The organism is Cocleimonas flava (assembly GCF_004339015.1).
In the GTDB taxonomy this organism is placed as follows: Bacteria; Pseudomonadota; Gammaproteobacteria; order Thiotrichales; family Thiotrichaceae; genus Cocleimonas; species Cocleimonas flava.
Map to the genome: position 1 here is coordinate 193,900 of NZ_SMFQ01000004.1, position 14,913 is coordinate 208,812.

At 42.0% G+C, this 14,913-nt stretch carries 16 protein-coding genes; 6 read left to right on the forward strand and 10 right to left on the reverse strand.

The genetic code is table 11. The features are described 5' to 3' along the window. Window positions 1–27: 27 nt before the first annotated feature. A complete protein-coding gene (locus EV695_RS12635; protein WP_131906348.1) occupies window positions 28–1,425 on the reverse strand; it encodes a pyridoxal phosphate-dependent decarboxylase family protein in 1,398 nt (465 codons plus the stop codon). Between the two features lie 240 nt (window positions 1,426–1,665). Between EV695_RS12635 and EV695_RS12640 the strand changes: the two genes are divergently transcribed. The 3 genes from EV695_RS12640 to EV695_RS12650 all read left to right on the forward strand — a co-directional run bounded on the left by EV695_RS12640 (window position 1,666) and on the right by EV695_RS12650 (window position 5,518). Further along, on the forward strand, window positions 1,666–2,511 hold the full coding sequence (locus EV695_RS12640) for a PA4780 family RIO1-like protein kinase (protein ID WP_425545143.1): 846 nt from the start codon (window positions 1,666–1,668) through the stop codon (window positions 2,509–2,511). 115 nt (window positions 2,512–2,626) lie between these two features. Further along, the gene (locus EV695_RS12645; protein ID WP_131906350.1) at window positions 2,627–3,586 is read left to right on the forward strand and encodes a TAXI family TRAP transporter solute-binding subunit; all 960 of its coding nucleotides are present in this window, start codon (window positions 2,627–2,629) and stop codon (window positions 3,584–3,586) included. Between the two features lie 156 nt (window positions 3,587–3,742). Next, the gene (locus EV695_RS12650) at window positions 3,743–5,518 is read left to right on the forward strand and encodes a TRAP transporter permease (RefSeq protein WP_131906351.1); all 1,776 of its coding nucleotides are present in this window, start codon (window positions 3,743–3,745) and stop codon (window positions 5,516–5,518) included. Between the two features lie 244 nt (window positions 5,519–5,762). Here the strand turns inward: EV695_RS12650 and EV695_RS12655 are convergent, their stop codons facing one another. Together EV695_RS12655 and EV695_RS12660 are read right to left on the reverse strand one after the other, a co-directional pair. Then, window positions 5,763–6,155 (reverse strand): DUF302 domain-containing protein, encoded by a 393-nt coding sequence (locus tag EV695_RS12655; RefSeq protein ID WP_131906352.1) that lies wholly within the window; start codon window positions 6,153–6,155, stop codon window positions 5,763–5,765. Window positions 6,156–6,314: 159 nt separating this feature from the next. Beyond that, window positions 6,315–6,968: a YehS family protein gene (locus EV695_RS12660; RefSeq protein WP_131906353.1), complete on the reverse strand. Its 654-nt coding sequence runs from the start codon at window positions 6,966–6,968 to the stop codon at window positions 6,315–6,317. Between the two features lie 238 nt (window positions 6,969–7,206). On the opposite strand from EV695_RS12660, the gene EV695_RS12665 reads away from it, so the two are divergent. After that, a complete protein-coding gene (locus tag EV695_RS12665) occupies window positions 7,207–7,713 on the forward strand; it encodes a DUF805 domain-containing protein (RefSeq protein ID WP_131906354.1) in 507 nt (168 codons plus the stop codon). A 70-nt stretch (window positions 7,714–7,783) separates the two neighbouring features. Here EV695_RS12665 and EV695_RS12670 read toward each other — a convergent pair whose 3' ends face one another. The 3 genes from EV695_RS12670 to EV695_RS12680 all read right to left on the reverse strand — a co-directional run bounded on the left by EV695_RS12670 (window position 7,784) and on the right by EV695_RS12680 (window position 9,448). Beyond that, on the reverse strand, window positions 7,784–7,996 hold the full coding sequence (locus EV695_RS12670; RefSeq protein WP_131906355.1) for an RNA-binding S4 domain-containing protein: 213 nt from the start codon (window positions 7,994–7,996) through the stop codon (window positions 7,784–7,786). A gap of 265 nt (window positions 7,997–8,261) precedes the next feature. Next, window positions 8,262–8,843 (reverse strand): hemerythrin domain-containing protein, encoded by a 582-nt coding sequence (locus tag EV695_RS12675; RefSeq protein WP_131906356.1) that lies wholly within the window; start codon window positions 8,841–8,843, stop codon window positions 8,262–8,264. 158 nt (window positions 8,844–9,001) lie between these two features. Next, window positions 9,002–9,448 (reverse strand): cytochrome c, encoded by a 447-nt coding sequence (locus tag EV695_RS12680; protein WP_131906357.1) that lies wholly within the window; start codon window positions 9,446–9,448, stop codon window positions 9,002–9,004. Window positions 9,449–9,513: 65 nt separating this feature from the next. On the opposite strand from EV695_RS12680, the gene EV695_RS12685 reads away from it, so the two are divergent. Further along, a complete protein-coding gene (locus tag EV695_RS12685; protein WP_131906358.1) occupies window positions 9,514–10,266 on the forward strand; it encodes a rhomboid family intramembrane serine protease in 753 nt (250 codons plus the stop codon). A 192-nt stretch (window positions 10,267–10,458) separates the two neighbouring features. Next, a complete protein-coding gene (locus tag EV695_RS12690) occupies window positions 10,459–11,781 on the forward strand; it encodes a DUF11 domain-containing protein (protein WP_131906359.1) in 1,323 nt (440 codons plus the stop codon). 48 nt (window positions 11,782–11,829) lie between these two features. Here the strand turns inward: EV695_RS12690 and EV695_RS12695 are convergent, their stop codons facing one another. From EV695_RS12695 to EV695_RS12705, 4 genes are all read right to left on the reverse strand, one after another. Beyond that, window positions 11,830–12,213 (reverse strand): YkgJ family cysteine cluster protein, encoded by a 384-nt coding sequence (locus tag EV695_RS12695; RefSeq protein ID WP_131906360.1) that lies wholly within the window; start codon window positions 12,211–12,213, stop codon window positions 11,830–11,832. 101 nt (window positions 12,214–12,314) lie between these two features. Next, window positions 12,315–12,521, reverse strand: coding sequence for a hypothetical protein (locus EV695_RS20270; protein ID WP_207907079.1), 207 nt, complete (start codon window positions 12,519–12,521; stop codon window positions 12,315–12,317). Window positions 12,522–12,565: 44 nt separating this feature from the next. Beyond that, window positions 12,566–13,990 (reverse strand): hypothetical protein, encoded by a 1,425-nt coding sequence (locus EV695_RS12700; RefSeq protein WP_131906361.1) that lies wholly within the window; start codon window positions 13,988–13,990, stop codon window positions 12,566–12,568. Window positions 13,991–14,136: 146 nt separating this feature from the next. After that, a complete protein-coding gene (locus EV695_RS12705; RefSeq protein WP_131906362.1) occupies window positions 14,137–14,910 on the reverse strand; it encodes a ferredoxin--NADP reductase in 774 nt (257 codons plus the stop codon). Window positions 14,911–14,913: the final 3 nt, after the last annotated feature.

Below are 14,913 nucleotides of genomic sequence, written 5' to 3' on the forward strand. Positions count from 1 at the left end.
GGCACCCCCCACCTTTGAGGCGTTTTTTTATTGAGTCAGTAAATCGCCTTCTTCTGCACATAACGCTAATACGTTATCTACAATTTCACTCGTTGTATCAACATTCCCTAAAATCAAACGGATGCCACTACGGCCTTTAAAGCTTGCGTAATCAATAAACGAAGACCCTTTGCTTTTCAGATTTTTACAGATGGTAATATTAAGTTCACGCAATTGTTCTTCTGACAGTGCCGCTTCTGGTTCGTATCTAAATAGAATATTCAAATACGCTGAAGGTGCTAATAATGTAAAACGTGGGTGATTTTCAATTTGCTCAACACAATGAGCTTTCATTATTTGCAAATGCTCGACTTTATTCGCAAAACCCTGGGAACCATTGGCTTTCCAACTCATCCACACTTTTAATGAATCTGCTCTGCGCCCACACTGAATGGACTTCTCACCCAGATTAAAGTCTGCATTTTCATCTTGATGGAACAAGTACTCACCGCCGCCGCCAGCAATTGCGTCTTTCAACATGCCTGGATTTTTTACCTGAATACCCGAAGCCGTCAAAGGTACGCTGAGTAATTTGTGCGCATCCCAACTCATCGAATCCGACAACGAAACATCTGACATTAAATGACGATGGTCTTTACTGAATAACACAGGTGCGCCCCATGCGCCATCGACATGCAACCAAAGCGCATAACGTTTAGCGATTTCAGCACACGGCTTAATCGGATCATAAGCACCTATCACAGTGGTACCTGCGGTTAACCCAATGTAAAAAGGCGTATGTCCTTTTTCCAGGGAAGACTTGATCTCTTTTTCCAGCTCTTCTGGGATCAGGCGCCCTTCTTCATCACTGGCCACACCGATCAAATTATCCGTACCAATCCCTAATAAATTGGCAGCACGCTGACTGGAGTAATGCGCTTGATCAGAGACATAAGCGACCAAGGTTTTACCCAGTAAGCCCAAACGTTTACAGTCACCTACTTTATGATGACGGCCTAACATCATGCCGATAAGATTACCCTGACTACCACCACTCACTAGCACCCCTTCACCGTGTTCGTAGCCAATCAATTGATTCCATTGCTTGATTAATTCTAACTCCATCAATGTAGCGACGGGGCTCATTTGATAGGTATGCATATTTGCGTTGCTTAAGCTTGCTACCCATTCACCAAACAATGCAGGTGCATTTAAACCGGAATATAAGAGTTTGAAGAAGTCTGTTTGACTGACATCTGGGTTAAGTCCCACATACTGTTTCGCAAACGCAATAAGTGTTTCTGAATCACAGCCTGAATCTGATAATCCAACATCTAGTGTCTCAAGTACTTCTCTGGCAGAAGCCGCCGTATTAACGGGACGATCTTTTTCAAAATCCTGGATGACTTGCTTGAGCATTTCTAATTCATTATTCAGGTTGTGCATTGTACTTTTCCAGATTGTAATCGCTTATAACGAAGAATTATTTAAAGAGATTTGACTGGCAAATAGCTAATCAAACTAAGGATTGAGTATAGGACGATATTTTTAAATTATTCAGGATCATAACAAAACATTTTAAAGCCTTACCAATATAAAGAAAATTTAACCGGACAAGCATATTCCCTAAGCACTCAAAATAAGGTACAAAGGGTCTCTAAAATAATTGGGGTAACACGCATTAAAATTCCAAAGAGAATACAACCTCTGGTAGATGATGGTTTAGTCGATGAAGTACTAAGCCGCTTGATGAGCGGAAAAGAAGCTGATGTTTACGTAGTTCGCTGTGGTACTGAAATACGTGCTGCAAAAGTCTATAAAGAAGCGGCTAAGCGTAACTTCAAGAAAGCCGTGCAATACACCGAAGGTCGTAAAGTCAAAAATAGCCGACGCGCCCGTGCCATGGAAAAAGGCTCAAAATTCGGCCGTAAAGAACAAGAAAAAATCTGGCAGAATGCCGAAGTCGATGCACTGTATTTGCTTGCAGATGCCGATGTGCGTGTGCCCGAGCCTTATGGCTGTCTCGATGGCGTTCTGTTAATGGAACTGATTGTCGATAAGAATGGCGATGTAGCCCCACGTCTTGGTGATGTCACCATGACCGAAGAGGAAGCAATCGAAAACTTTGCGATCGTGATGCAGGATGTTGTAAGAATGTTATGCGCCGGCACCATTCATGGTGATTTATCCGAGTTTAATGTACTGCTAGACGAATACGGACCGGTCATTATCGACCTACCTCAAGCGGTTAATGCCGCTGCTAACAACAACGCGAAATCCATGTTATTTCGCGATGTACAAAATATGATCACTTACTTTGGTCAGTTTGATCCTTATCTGCATGAAACACATTTTGCCGAAGAGATCTGGCAGCTCTATGAAGAAGGTAAACTCAAGCCCGACACAATTTTAACCGGTGAGTATGTTGAAGATACCAGTGCCGCCGATGTGGATGGCGTACTTGAAGAGATTCAGGCAGCCTTCGATGAAGAACAAAGCCGTTTAGAGCGTAAACGTGAAAACGATGCTTAATATTTAAGCATCCCGCTAATTTCACTCATTTTTTAACGGATATTCACACTATCTTAAACTACGCTTAAGCTTATAAAAAAAGAAAAGTGACTTATTTAACCAGGAGAAATAATTTATGAAAACTAAATTTGCTATATTCATGGCAACCATAGCGCTAGGTTTAACCACCAGTTTAAGTGCACAGGCAGAAACGCGCGTTACCTTTAAATCGGCGAAAACCAGCTCATCTTATTACCAGATGGCAGTACAACTAGCTGAAGCCATGAAAAAAGGCAGCGATGGCGAAGTGATTGTGACCGTCGAAGAGAGTCAGGGTTCGGTACAGAATGTTATGGAAGCGGCAAAGCGACCTGGTAATTATGTATTCACCACGCCTCCGGTCCTGGTCAAATTAGCACAAAAAGAAATTGCCATGTTTAAAGGCAAAGGTAACCCTAAATTTAGCGAGATCCGTGCGTTATTCCCGATTCCTTCGTTAACCATGCACTTTGTAGTAAGAGCAGATAGTGGCATCACTGATTTCGCAGGATTAGAAGGCAAAACAATGCTTATCGGCAAAGGCTCATTTGGTGCGAAAGAAGGCACAAAATACCTAAAGCTTTTCGGTCTAGAAGGTAAAGTAAAGCAAGCCGGTGCAGAGTTAAACGCAGCCGTTGCAGCCCTCAAAAATAAACAAATCGATGGTTTTGTTACCGCAGGTTCATATCCTGCACCTAATGTTATCGAAGCTGCGGCAAGCACCGGCGTCTCTATTCTTTCTTTAACAGACGACCAGATAAAGCAAACCAAACGTACTCGTCTAGTGATCCCTGCTGGCACTTACACGGGTGTTGATAAAGACACTGTGACCACATCATTACCTGTAGTTGCTCATGCGACCACTCAAATGGATGATGACACGGCGTATTTACTCACTAAAACGTTCTGGACACAGAAAGAAAATTTAGGAAAAGATACCGCTTGGTGGAATGCTGTTACACCTAAAATGTTAGAAAACGTGTATGGCAAACTACACCCTGGTGCGCTTAAGTATTACGACGAGATTAAAGCAGACGTTCCGGAAGCAATTCGCTAATTCGGTTTATCAATAAACTATTTAGTAGCACAATGAAGCAGGCTTTATTTATTGCTTGCTTCATTGTTTATAACCGTTGCTAATCATCATCGTTAATAACCGTCCAAAAACAGTTAATACCCAATAAATCCAAGTAAAAAGAAACAAGTATAAAAGATGCTTAATAAAAAAGAGTCACTCGGCTCGACTGAACCACTCTGGGTGCTCCTCGGCGCACTCTCTGTGGTTTTTCATATCTGGCTTATTTTCAGTGGCTTAATCCCTAGTTTAGTTAGCCGCCCGTTGCACATGGCACTCGCACTTCCGTGGGTATTCATTTATCTGGCGAAAACAAAAAGTGCCCAAAAGTGTGGGGGTGTATTTACTGTTCTGGGACTAGCGGCGTGTTTTTATATTGTTTTTAAACACGAATTATTATCAGATCAATACGGTTCTTTAGAAGGACAATGGCAAATCTGGCTTGCCGGTTTTCTGATTATTTGTGTATTGGAGATGGCTCGACGCGCCATTGGCTGGCCATTACCAACAATAGCTGCACTCGCGCTTTTATATGGATTATTTGGTAGTCACTTGCCTGGTGAATTTGGACACCCGGGCTTACCCATAGAAAGTTTTCTCGGAACCATGACCGTTGCAGAAGGCGGATTATGGGGTAGCCTTACCGGCGTTTCAGTCAATATAGTCGCCATTTTTGTGATTATGGGGGCTGTTCTTAATGCTGGTGAAGCGGGTCAAGGTTTTATGAATCTTGCAACCTCTGCGGCTGGCAGACTCAAAGGCGGAGCTGCCAAAGTCTCCGTACTATCCAGTGCTTTGTTTGGCTCTATCTCGGGTTCTGCCTCTGCCAATGTTGCATCAACTGGCGCGATTACCTTGCCGGCGATGGAAAAACTCAATTACCCTAAACGACTTGCTGGCGCTGTAGAAGCCGTGGCTTCTTCTGGTGGACAAATCATGCCACCACTCATGGGAGCTGGGGCTTTCGTCATGGTGGAGCTCACAGGAACTCCCTATACTCAAATTATGGGAGCAGCCATCTTGCCTGCGGTCTTATATTTCTTAACCGTCTGGATTGGCATCAATGCCTACGCAGATCGCTATGATCTACAACCACTCGCAAAAGACCAATTACCCGAAAAGCGCACCGTTATCATTACGGCTAGTTTTTTTGCGGTGCCTTTTATTATTCTATTAGGGCTGATGTTTATCGGCGGCTATACCCCACAATTTGCAGCAGCAGGCGCAATTCTTTCTGGCTTTGTATTGTTATTTCTTGATGCCAACTTAAGTATCGATATAAAACGAACGACGCAACGCTTAAAGAGCGTATGTCTGAATGCAGGCGAACAAATCGCCGTAATTGCATCGATTATTCTTTGTGCAGGATTAATTATCAGCGTGCTAGGACAGACTGGCCTTGGTATAAAAATTACTTCGTTAATTTTATCCGTAGGTGGCGAACAGATCTGGCCAGCGTTATTGCTCACCGCCCTAGCCTGTTTAATTCTAGGGATGGAAGTACCCACTACGGCTGCTTATGTGATTTGTATTTCAGTTGCAGGTCCTGCGCTACAAAAACTAGGATTAGAACCACTCATTGCGCACTTGTTTGTCTTTTGGTTCGCACTGTTATCTACCATCACCCCGCCAGTTTGCGGAGCTGTTTTCATTGCAGCCGGCATGATCGGCGAAAACTGGTTGAAGGTAGCGCTTACCGCAATGGCTTTGGGCGTAGGGCTTTATATAATCCCATTAGGAATGATTGCCAACCCAGCGATAATTACGATCGCGACTGATCCACTTATGGCCTTATTAGTATTTGTAAAACTTGCCGTAGGATTGGCATTTGTTTCCTATGGGTTAATCGGCAAGCCAAAAATTCTCATAAAAGCAGGATTAATCGTTGCAGGTCTATTCGCTGTTTTTATCTAGTATTTATCTAGTATTTGTCTGGTTTCAAATAGCATAATTAGACTCATCGATAGAATCAGTAAGTCACCCCCCTACTTTGGGGGATTTTTTTTACGATATTTCTTTTAACTGGATTACCGAGCAAAACCGTCATTTTATCGTTGTCACAAAAAAGCCAGAGAGATTTTTCTGTCTGGCTTTTTTGTGTTTATAGTTTAGTGTTTAAATTCAGTCAAACACTCGTATAAAAATAATGATCCTCAGTTTACAATGCTTCCAACTCCGCAATAACCGCATTGATATGCTTGGTCGCTTCAGTCGCTACAGCCTGAATCTCAGGATTCGTATCAAGCGTGAGTACCACTTCTGGTGCCATAAAATCAAAGAACGTTTCACCATCCACTTCTCGTACCGCAATCGTACAAGGTAATAAAGCACCAGCCTTGGGTGAAGCAGTTATAACCTGTTTTGCCATTGCCGGATTGCAGGCACCCAGTATTTTATAAGGTGGGATTTCTTCACCGAGCTTGTTTTTAATCGTAGCCTGAACATCCACTTCGCTCACGATACCTAGCTTGTGATTCATGCAGGTTGCTTTTAGTGTTTCGATAGCTTGATCAATAGGTTGTTTGATGCTGGTAGATAATGTGTAAGACATACGTACTCCAAGAATATTTAGGAACAAAAAAAAGGATACTAAGATGAATGAATTCAACCCACATTGATATTAAGCAATTTAACTCATTTAGTCTCTTTAATAAGAACGACCAGTATTAGGTCCACACCCCACACATTCAGAGAGTTTTACTGTGCCTTATTATTTATCTGTATCTGACTTAGTATCTGGTTTCTTTTTCCATTGATAGCCTGCTGGAGGTGCTACGTTAGACGATCCCTCAGAGGCAGGTTTTGCCGCTGATGGTTTCTTAGCTGATGGTTTCTTAGCTGATGGTTTCTTAGCTGACGGCTTTTTCGCCGTGGTCTTTACAGTAGAATTCGAAGGAGCAATTTTATCAGGACGATGAATCACCTGCAGACCATGCAGGAAATTACGTAAAATCTGGTCTTTGCATTCACGATAATGCTTATGACCGGGCTTTCTAAAAAAAGCACTCAGTTCGTGTTTGCTCATTTTAAAATTAGCTTTTGCCAGAATATCCAGCACATCTTCGGCTTGTAAACTCAAAGCGATCTTCATTTTCATGAAAACCTGATTGTTATTGAGTCTCTTTTCAAGCGGTGGTTTAGGGCCTTCGCGTTTACCACGTTTGGATTCGATAAAGTTATTCAAAAATAATGCGAGCTGGCTATCAGTCAGTGCTACTTGTTCTGGATCATCATCGCGTTTCAACCAATTACTGATTTGAGCACGTGTTACTTTTTCATCCGCAGAACTCATTAATGCGATCATCTTTGAATCATCAAAATTAAAGATAAAACGAACGCGACGCAAAATATCATTACTTTTCAAAAAATATACCCTCAAGGCAAATAACAGTGATTGTCTTTGCAGACCTTATAGTTAAGAACTGTACCAGAGTTTTAAAATATATACTCTATTAGATCAATAGGCACCCCCCTACTTTTAGACCCTTTTTTTACGCGCTGTCAAATCAATCCTTCTATAAACTGTTTTTATCAGTTTAAGCTAACATTCATGTCAGGTGAGATATAGTGTCCGAAAATTTAATAATAAATAAGGAAAAAACATGTCAGCGAATAATCCCTACGCAACGCCACAGGCGCCACTCACAACAAGAGGCACTGAAACTGATGGTGTCGGAGACCTAAATATATTTACTGCAGCCGGAAGACTCGGGCGTATTCGCTATTTGATGTACACCATGGGTGTGGGTCTTGTAGGCGGTATATTAGCGATGCTGTTGTTTATGATTCCGTTTATTGGCATTTTCCTAGGCATTGCATTGTATATTGGAATTATTGTGATATCTGTATTGCTTACGATTCAACGTTGTCACGACTTCAACAAAAGCGGCTGGTTTTCTTTATTGTTATTAATACCCATTGTTTCGTTGATCTTCTATTTCTGGCCTGGCACAAAAGGCGAAAACAATTTCGGGCATCAACCACCACCAAACAGTACAGCGATCACCATAGGTGCATTTATATTATTAGCACTGTTTGTGCTTAGTATTGTAGCGGCTATTGCTTTACCTGCTTATCAGGATTACGCGCTTCGCGCTGCAGGGCAGTAAGATTTATGTAATGAAGCCAGCTATATGAGCTGGCTTCATTATTAATCGCAGTTAAGTATAACGTACTCAATTAAACCAGATTCAACTGGTACTCTTCACCGTTAAATTCAATCACATCACCGTTAACGACTTTTTTTCTTTTTCTCGTTTCAGTCACGCCATTCAGGGTAACAAATCCTTCAGCAATCACATGCTTGGCTTCGCCACCACTCGGTAGAATGCCTTCAAATTTTAAGACTTTATAAAGTTCTAATGGCTCGCGGGTAATTTCAATTATGTGCATGGATGATACTCTTCAATAAATCTGTAATGAAGCAGCATAATGACAAAGGATCAGGCGTGAAGATAGTCCGAGACGCAATTAAACTGAGTTAATTAGCGTAACTTTAAAGTAACATTGAAACAATATTAGAGTATATTGGAGAAACGACTTTAGTAACAATCCAGATAATATTATCTGTAGATTTAATTAGGCACCCCCCTACTTATAGAGGGTTTTTACAAGGTTTTTATGCAGGCTGAAAACGGGTCTATACACTCTCGATGCACTAAGAAATATCGACGACTTTGCGACTGCTTTTATAAATCGGATAAAGGATCTTTTCTTCTCGTTCGATTCTCTCTTCTAACAGCGCTCCCATCTGCTTAAATTCCTCAAGAAAAAACTCTATATTGTCTTCAGTGACTGGAATACAAGGACTCTGACTTAGAAACGAAAAGATAGAAATTGAAATGTTTTTCATCTCAGATGAAAACTTAGCCACCACTTTCTGCTCGGTAGAACTTTTAGAACTCGCCATCATTTTCAGATAGCTATAAAGTCTTTCGTCTTCTATCTGAATGTGATTTGTGAACTCGGTAGCAAACTCCACGAGGGTGAGTTGTAAGCTCACGATGTCTTTTTCTCTCGCTTGTTTTAAGGCTTTTCTATACAGCGCCATGATCTGAATATGATCATTTTCTAGTGCCCCAATCAGGCTGACATCGTAGGTGTGGAGTATTGAATTGATATCATTTTTCAGGTTATTGCTGTTGCTAATGCTGGGCTTGGAGCTCACAGTGTTATTAGCGCTTTCTTTGGCCAATTCCTTGGTCTTTTTTTTATGAGAAAATACTTTTAAAGAAGGCATGAGATATTCCGAAACAACTCTCTAATTATAATTATTTTTCTAAACCCAATAACTAACACATCAATAAACGATCGCTAATTTCCTATTTGCCATTCTGGCCAGGCGTATAACCGTTATAACCTTGTGCGAATATACTAGCACTGTTTCAACTATATCGATTAACGAATCCGATAAGCCGTATGACAAGATACGCACGCAGCCGTGATATCAGATAACGCTTTGTAGGCTGGCAACAAATCGCCTTCCTGCGCTTTTAACGCAAAACGACTGGCTGCACGATGCATAGCGGTACCCGCAGCCTGCATCCCTTTGGGCATCATACTCGCCATATGGCTAGCGCCGTGGTTATCCAGCGAACTCATGCCCAATCTGTTTTCAGCCACATCTGCCGCTTTATCTGGTTCGTTATTCCCCATAAATTCAAGAATTTCATTCAATGCAGCGACGTGATCTCGCATATTCGCCATCATATGTTGTTGCATCATCTCAGGAAATTTCACAAGCTCACGCGAATCATTATTCGACATATTTGCGGTTACATTTGTGCTCATCGAAAATACTGAAAAAAGCAGGATTAATTTAAGAACATTGAGTTTGTCTTTCATAGTAATTTCTCTATTTTAATTGGTTATACTACAGCTACTTTAAAATATGTATGGTATTTCAATCAATGCAAAGTCCACTTCAATTATTGTCGAGTGTCGTCAATATTCTTATCGCGATAAACATCGTGATGTTTATCGGCACGTCAGGAAATCAGAGTGGATTAAACGATCTGCTTGCATTGCACTTTTCCCAAAACGAAAACTACCATGTATGGCAATACGTGACTCACATGTTTATGCATGGAAGTTTGCCACACTTACTGTTCAATATGTTCGCATTGTGGATGTTTGGTACTCAACTGGAAAAAGTCCTCGGTAAATCGCGCTTTATCCTGTTTTACTTTGCCTGCGGTATTGGCGCGGCGTTAATCTACAATGCGGTTAACCAGTTCCAGTTTAATGAAGTTTACGACATTCTGGTTAATGCAGGTATCAGTACCGCTGAAATTAGCTCAATGATTACGCAGCAGGTTTATCCACCGAAAATACTCAGCGCCGATCAAGCTTCAACCATGCTTAATATCTATCATGCGCCTATGGTTGGTGCTTCTGGGGCCATTTACGGCGTGTTGGTGGCATACGCGCTGACCTTTCCTAACGCCAAGCTGATGCTGATATTTATTCCTTATCCGATTGCGGCCAAGTATTTTGTGCCGGTCCTTATTGCTATAGACCTGTTTTCTGGGGTTACAGGATTTTCATTATTTGGTGGCGGTGTTGCTCACTTTGCACATGTTGGCGGTGCCATTATTGGTTTTATTTTAATGCTGGTATGGCGAAATATTATCAAGAGAAGCCAATCCTATACTGGCTTTTAACTGCCTGAAATTTGTTAGAAAGAAATGAGAAACGCAATACGTTTTACATTTCAAATACAAGAATCAAAATGACAACATAAAAACACGCATCTATTCATCATGGGTTTGGTTTAAACATGCTATTTTTCAAGTATTTATAACAAATACTAGATACCAGACCTAACTATTTTGATACGACGTTACTTATTAATTTTGATTGCTCTATGCCCAGTCATTGCTGGCGCATACCCGATTACGTCTTACCTTGAGATGGTAAAAGTCAGCAGTGTCAGTAATTCGTGGAAATCATTAACGTTAGATAATTCCTACTCTAATCCGGTTGTTGCCTGTACCTATAACTTAACATCGGGTGCGAATGCAGAGGGTTCGGTCAGAGTACAAGTGCTTGGGTCAACAATTCTAGTTAGAGTGCAACGCCCGCTAAATGGTGCTGTTAGCGCATCTGATGTGTACTGTACAGTCTCTGAAGCTGGCTCATACACCTCCCCGATAAAATACGAAGCGTATACCATCGATTCAACCCAGACCAACAGTAATGGTAATTGGGGGATTCCTAAAACAATTAATGTCACCGGTTCTAAAGTTCAAAACTATACCAATCCCGTAGTCACGGGTCAGGTAATGAGCTTTAACGATCCAAATTTTGTCACTTTCTGGTCAAGCGCTTGTAATAAAAACAACCCCGCCACCAACGCTGCTATCTGTGTAGGGAAGCATACAGGTGAATCGGATATTACCACCGAATATACCGAAACCTTAGGGTACTTCATTGCAGAACAAGCTGAATATACCTTAGCCAATGCTCATGTAAAAATTGCTTTGGGTGCGGATACTGTAAGAGGCGCAGTGACGCCCACACCTGCACCTCCGTATAACTATACTTTGCCGCGTTCTTACAGTTACGCAACAGCAACACTCTCAGCGATGGATGGTGGTGATGGAGGCTGGGCCGTTCTCTATGGATCAAACCCTATCTCCACTTCTATCAGCTTAGCGATTGATGAGGATACCGTCAGAAATACCGAGAGAAACCATACAACAGAGCAAGTGGCTTACTGGGTTATGGAGCCCATTCAACATCCAGAATTAAGCTTGAAGAAAACCATCGCGACAATTTACGACCCAATCAATCTGACAAGCAACCCAAAATCGATACCAGGCGCAGTGCTGGAATATACGCTTCTGGGGGAAAATTCTGGTGACGGTCCTGCAGATAATAATTCCATCGTATTAACCGACTTAGTGCCGGCAAACACAAAATTGTGTGTGGCTGATATCGCTAATTGTAAAGCACCCTACTTTACCAATGGCGCACAAAATAGTGGCTTAAGCCTCGCTTCGACAACGTATTCGAACGACAATGGCGCTACTTACACCTTTACCGCAACTCCCGATGCTGAAGGTGCAAATACCCTGGTAACGAATTTTAAAACCGCAATGAGTGGAAGTTTTCTACCACAAACAGGCGCTACCGCTCCTTCGTTTACGGTAAAGTTTAGAGTGATACTGGACTAGCAACTCACGTATTCAAGTGAATTGCGTTATAGCAAAAAATATAAGGGCTTATTCTAATGCGGGACGACTATCAACCATAATGCGATCCAAATCCTGTTGCGCTTTTTTCGGGTTTGCCTTGTCATTATCATCCATCATTTCACAGCCATCCTTAATCATTTCAGCAATGGTCGAAGGATAGTAACGGCAATCTTCAGGTCGATCGAAATAGATATCGCAGGTGTACACATTGGAGTCTGGTGCTTTTCTCAACCACGGGCAAAGCTCAATCAGTTTACCAGTTTCCGGGCTCGTCCAGATTTTGCTATTAGCGACATACTCTGCAATATCAGGCCGGAAGACCTCCCAATATTCGATTTCATCTGGCGAAGCTGAGAGCTGACCATTGCTGTATTTGATACAGCATTTTCCGCATGAATTACATTCTTTGATAAGCGCCTCTCCTTACTGCGATAAATCTAAGACGATAATGATAATAATGGCACCCCCCACCTTTGGGGCACTTTTTTCTGTTTTGTTTACTGCTTTATCGGTTACTCGTTTGATTTTGCCTTAACCGCATTATAAATAATCATGAGAATTAAAGAGCTTATCGCACCCGACGGCACCGCCAGCACTATCATAAAAAAGTAACCCGCACTCTCGCCGAACACAGAATATACGAGCACCGTCAAAATCGTTGCAATCACCATTGTGCCGAGCGCTATAGTAAGAAATATATTTTTATTTTCGTTAGTCATTCTGTATTTGTTTTAATGTTCAATTGCATCATAAAATCACAACATCAAGGCGCTTGGTAAGCGGGTAATTCAACCACATAAGCATCTACCGATTGACCATCGTCAGCACCACTCCAGTCAGAGCCAAACAACACACGAGTTCCCGATGGGCTAATCACCGCATGCGGCTCACCCCAGTAATCAAACTCATTTTCATCAGCACGATGATGTCCAATGCGATACACCTGCACATTATCCTTATCTTGCACGTTTGCAATGATCAATTCCTGATCTAACAATGCTTGGCCGTCTTCCTGATATCCAACCATCGATGCAGCGATCCAGCCAGGATTACGATGCGCCAATGCCGAAATATGCGTACCCGTTTTGGCATAATCATAACCTTGCCTCTGACTAATCACATCAAAACATTCAGCCGTTGTGAGGTCATGCGCAATGATATTCCCATCACAACCACCCTGAGGACCTGGGTTAAATTCGACGGAGAATAAGGCATCATTACCATTTCCTAAACGGCCCAGACTTTCATGTTCTGGATTATTCTTATTCAATTGGCGTAACGCGACACCATCTGCACCATAAACCGTTGTGTGATGAAAATAGCGCTTTCCACTGGGTGTTGGCATCGGTGCCAAATAACGCACATCAGACATGCTAAACGTGGTTAAGGTATCCGTAGAAATCCGATAAGAAAATGCAACATCATTGGCACAACGGAAACCAAACACGTCAGAATCGTAAGACATCATCTGTACATCGTTACCCAGGTTCACACTGTACTGATCGCAATTCGACTTTGCTGCCAGATTCACCAATACCTTCTTGTTGCGCGTGCTTACGGAATAGCGGATTAAATCCGCGGTGATTTTATCGACATAGTAAAAGTTATCGGGGTTTACATAATCCCAGAAAATCTGTTCGATATCATCGGGGATAACATCATCCAGATTGCGAATAAAGACATAAGTGTGGCCATCCAGTAATTGATGAACGCCATTCGCCTGATCGTATAAAAGCATAAACGATTCATCCGCATTCCATGCCTGAATCGTGCTGTACATCGGTTTAATGACATTTCCCGTACCCGCATTACTGATACGACGAATGCTGGTGCCAAATGACGGGTCGGTGATCGCTTCGAGATAAGCAGGTTTGGCGATATCCTGCATCGGGTGAAACGCCATATCATTCGCGGTCAACCCTTGTGCTGGGTTTGCAGAACTCGGGATTGGATTAATTTCTGTTTCTGTTTCTGTTTCTGTTTCTGTTTCTGTTTCTGTTTCTGTTTCTGTTTCTGTTTCTGTTTCTGTTTCTGTTTCTGTTTCTGTTTCTACAGGAGTATCGACTTCGTCTTCTGTGTTGCCAGTTATTTCGTCAGAATTGACACTACTGGAATTTGATCCACCACCACAGGCTATCAGTAATAAAAACAGTGGTAGAACTAACCATTTATGATTTGAATGATTCATTGCGAAGCCCGTGCAGTAAATTGATAAGGTTAATGACTAGATAATGTTAAGGCACTAAAGTTCAAACATACACCAGGCTTTGCTAATCTAAGCAAAGCCACCCCCCTACTTACAGGGCTTTTTTTAGCCGGTATTAACGAAACCCGTTAACGCTCTACAAAGGCGCGTTCAATCACGTAATGTCCTAATTTACCCTTGTTAAATTCCACAAAGCCCATGCCATCAAGAATGCCACACATCTCTTCTAACATTGATGGACTGCCGCACAGCATAAAGCGGTCGTCTTCCGGATTGGCTTTGGGTAAACCGATATCTTCGAATAATTTACCCGACTGAATCAAATTGGATAATCTGCCCTGATTGCGAAATTCCTCGCGGGTCACAGTGGGATAATAGATAAGCTTTTCTTTCACTAAATCGCCGAAGTATTCGTTATTCGGTAATTCGTTGGAGATGTAGTTTTCATAAGCGAGTTCAGAAACCGTGCGCACGCCATGTGTAAGAATCACTTTGTCGTAACGCTCATAAATATCCGGGTCTTTGATAATGCTCATAAACGGTGCTAAACCGGTACCGGTGCTGATTAAATACAGGTGCTTGCCAGGAAGCAAATTATCCGCAATCAACGTGCCTGTTGGCTTGGTGCTGACTAATACCTCATCGCCAATTTTAAGATTACGTAGTCGAGACGTTAACGGACCGTCCGTAACTTTGATGCTGAAAAACTCGAGCTCTTCTTCGTAATTGGCACTGGCAATACTGTATGCACGGGTTAACGGTTTCCCTTCAACCTCTAAACCAATCATCACAAAGTGACCATTATGAAAACGAAAATTGTGTTCACGAGTGGTTTTAAATGAGAATAAAGAATCATTCCAGTGATGAACATCTGTCACTGTCTCAGTTACGAGTTTAGCCATAAT

Excerpts from the sequence above, each read along its gene's own strand:
- EV695_RS12635 (WP_131906348.1), bottom strand. The coding sequence starts at position 1,425 with ATGCACAACCTGAATAATGAATTAGAAATGCTCAAGCAAGTCATCCAG.
- EV695_RS12645 (WP_131906350.1), top strand. The coding sequence starts at position 2,627 with ATGAAAACTAAATTTGCTATATTCATGGCAACCATAGCGCTAGGTTTA.
- EV695_RS12650 (WP_131906351.1), top strand. The coding sequence starts at position 3,743 with ATGCTTAATAAAAAAGAGTCACTCGGCTCGACTGAACCACTCTGGGTG.
- EV695_RS12655 (WP_131906352.1), bottom strand. The coding sequence starts at position 6,155 with ATGTCTTACACATTATCTACCAGCATCAAACAACCTATTGATCAAGCT.
- EV695_RS12665 (WP_131906354.1), top strand. The coding sequence starts at position 7,207 with ATGTCAGCGAATAATCCCTACGCAACGCCACAGGCGCCACTCACAACA.
- EV695_RS12670 (WP_131906355.1), bottom strand. The coding sequence starts at position 7,996 with ATGCACATAATTGAAATTACCCGCGAGCCATTAGAACTTTATAAAGTC.
- EV695_RS12675 (WP_131906356.1), bottom strand. The coding sequence starts at position 8,843 with ATGCCTTCTTTAAAAGTATTTTCTCATAAAAAAAAGACCAAGGAATTG.
- EV695_RS12680 (WP_131906357.1), bottom strand. The coding sequence starts at position 9,448 with ATGAAAGACAAACTCAATGTTCTTAAATTAATCCTGCTTTTTTCAGTA.
- EV695_RS12685 (WP_131906358.1), top strand. The coding sequence starts at position 9,514 with ATGCAAAGTCCACTTCAATTATTGTCGAGTGTCGTCAATATTCTTATC.
- EV695_RS20270 (WP_207907079.1), bottom strand. The coding sequence starts at position 12,521 with ATGACTAACGAAAATAAAAATATATTTCTTACTATAGCGCTCGGCACA.
- EV695_RS12700 (WP_131906361.1), bottom strand. The coding sequence starts at position 13,990 with ATGAATCATTCAAATCATAAATGGTTAGTTCTACCACTGTTTTTATTA.
- EV695_RS12705 (WP_131906362.1), bottom strand. The coding sequence starts at position 14,910 with ATGGCTAAACTCGTAACTGAGACAGTGACAGATGTTCATCACTGGAAT.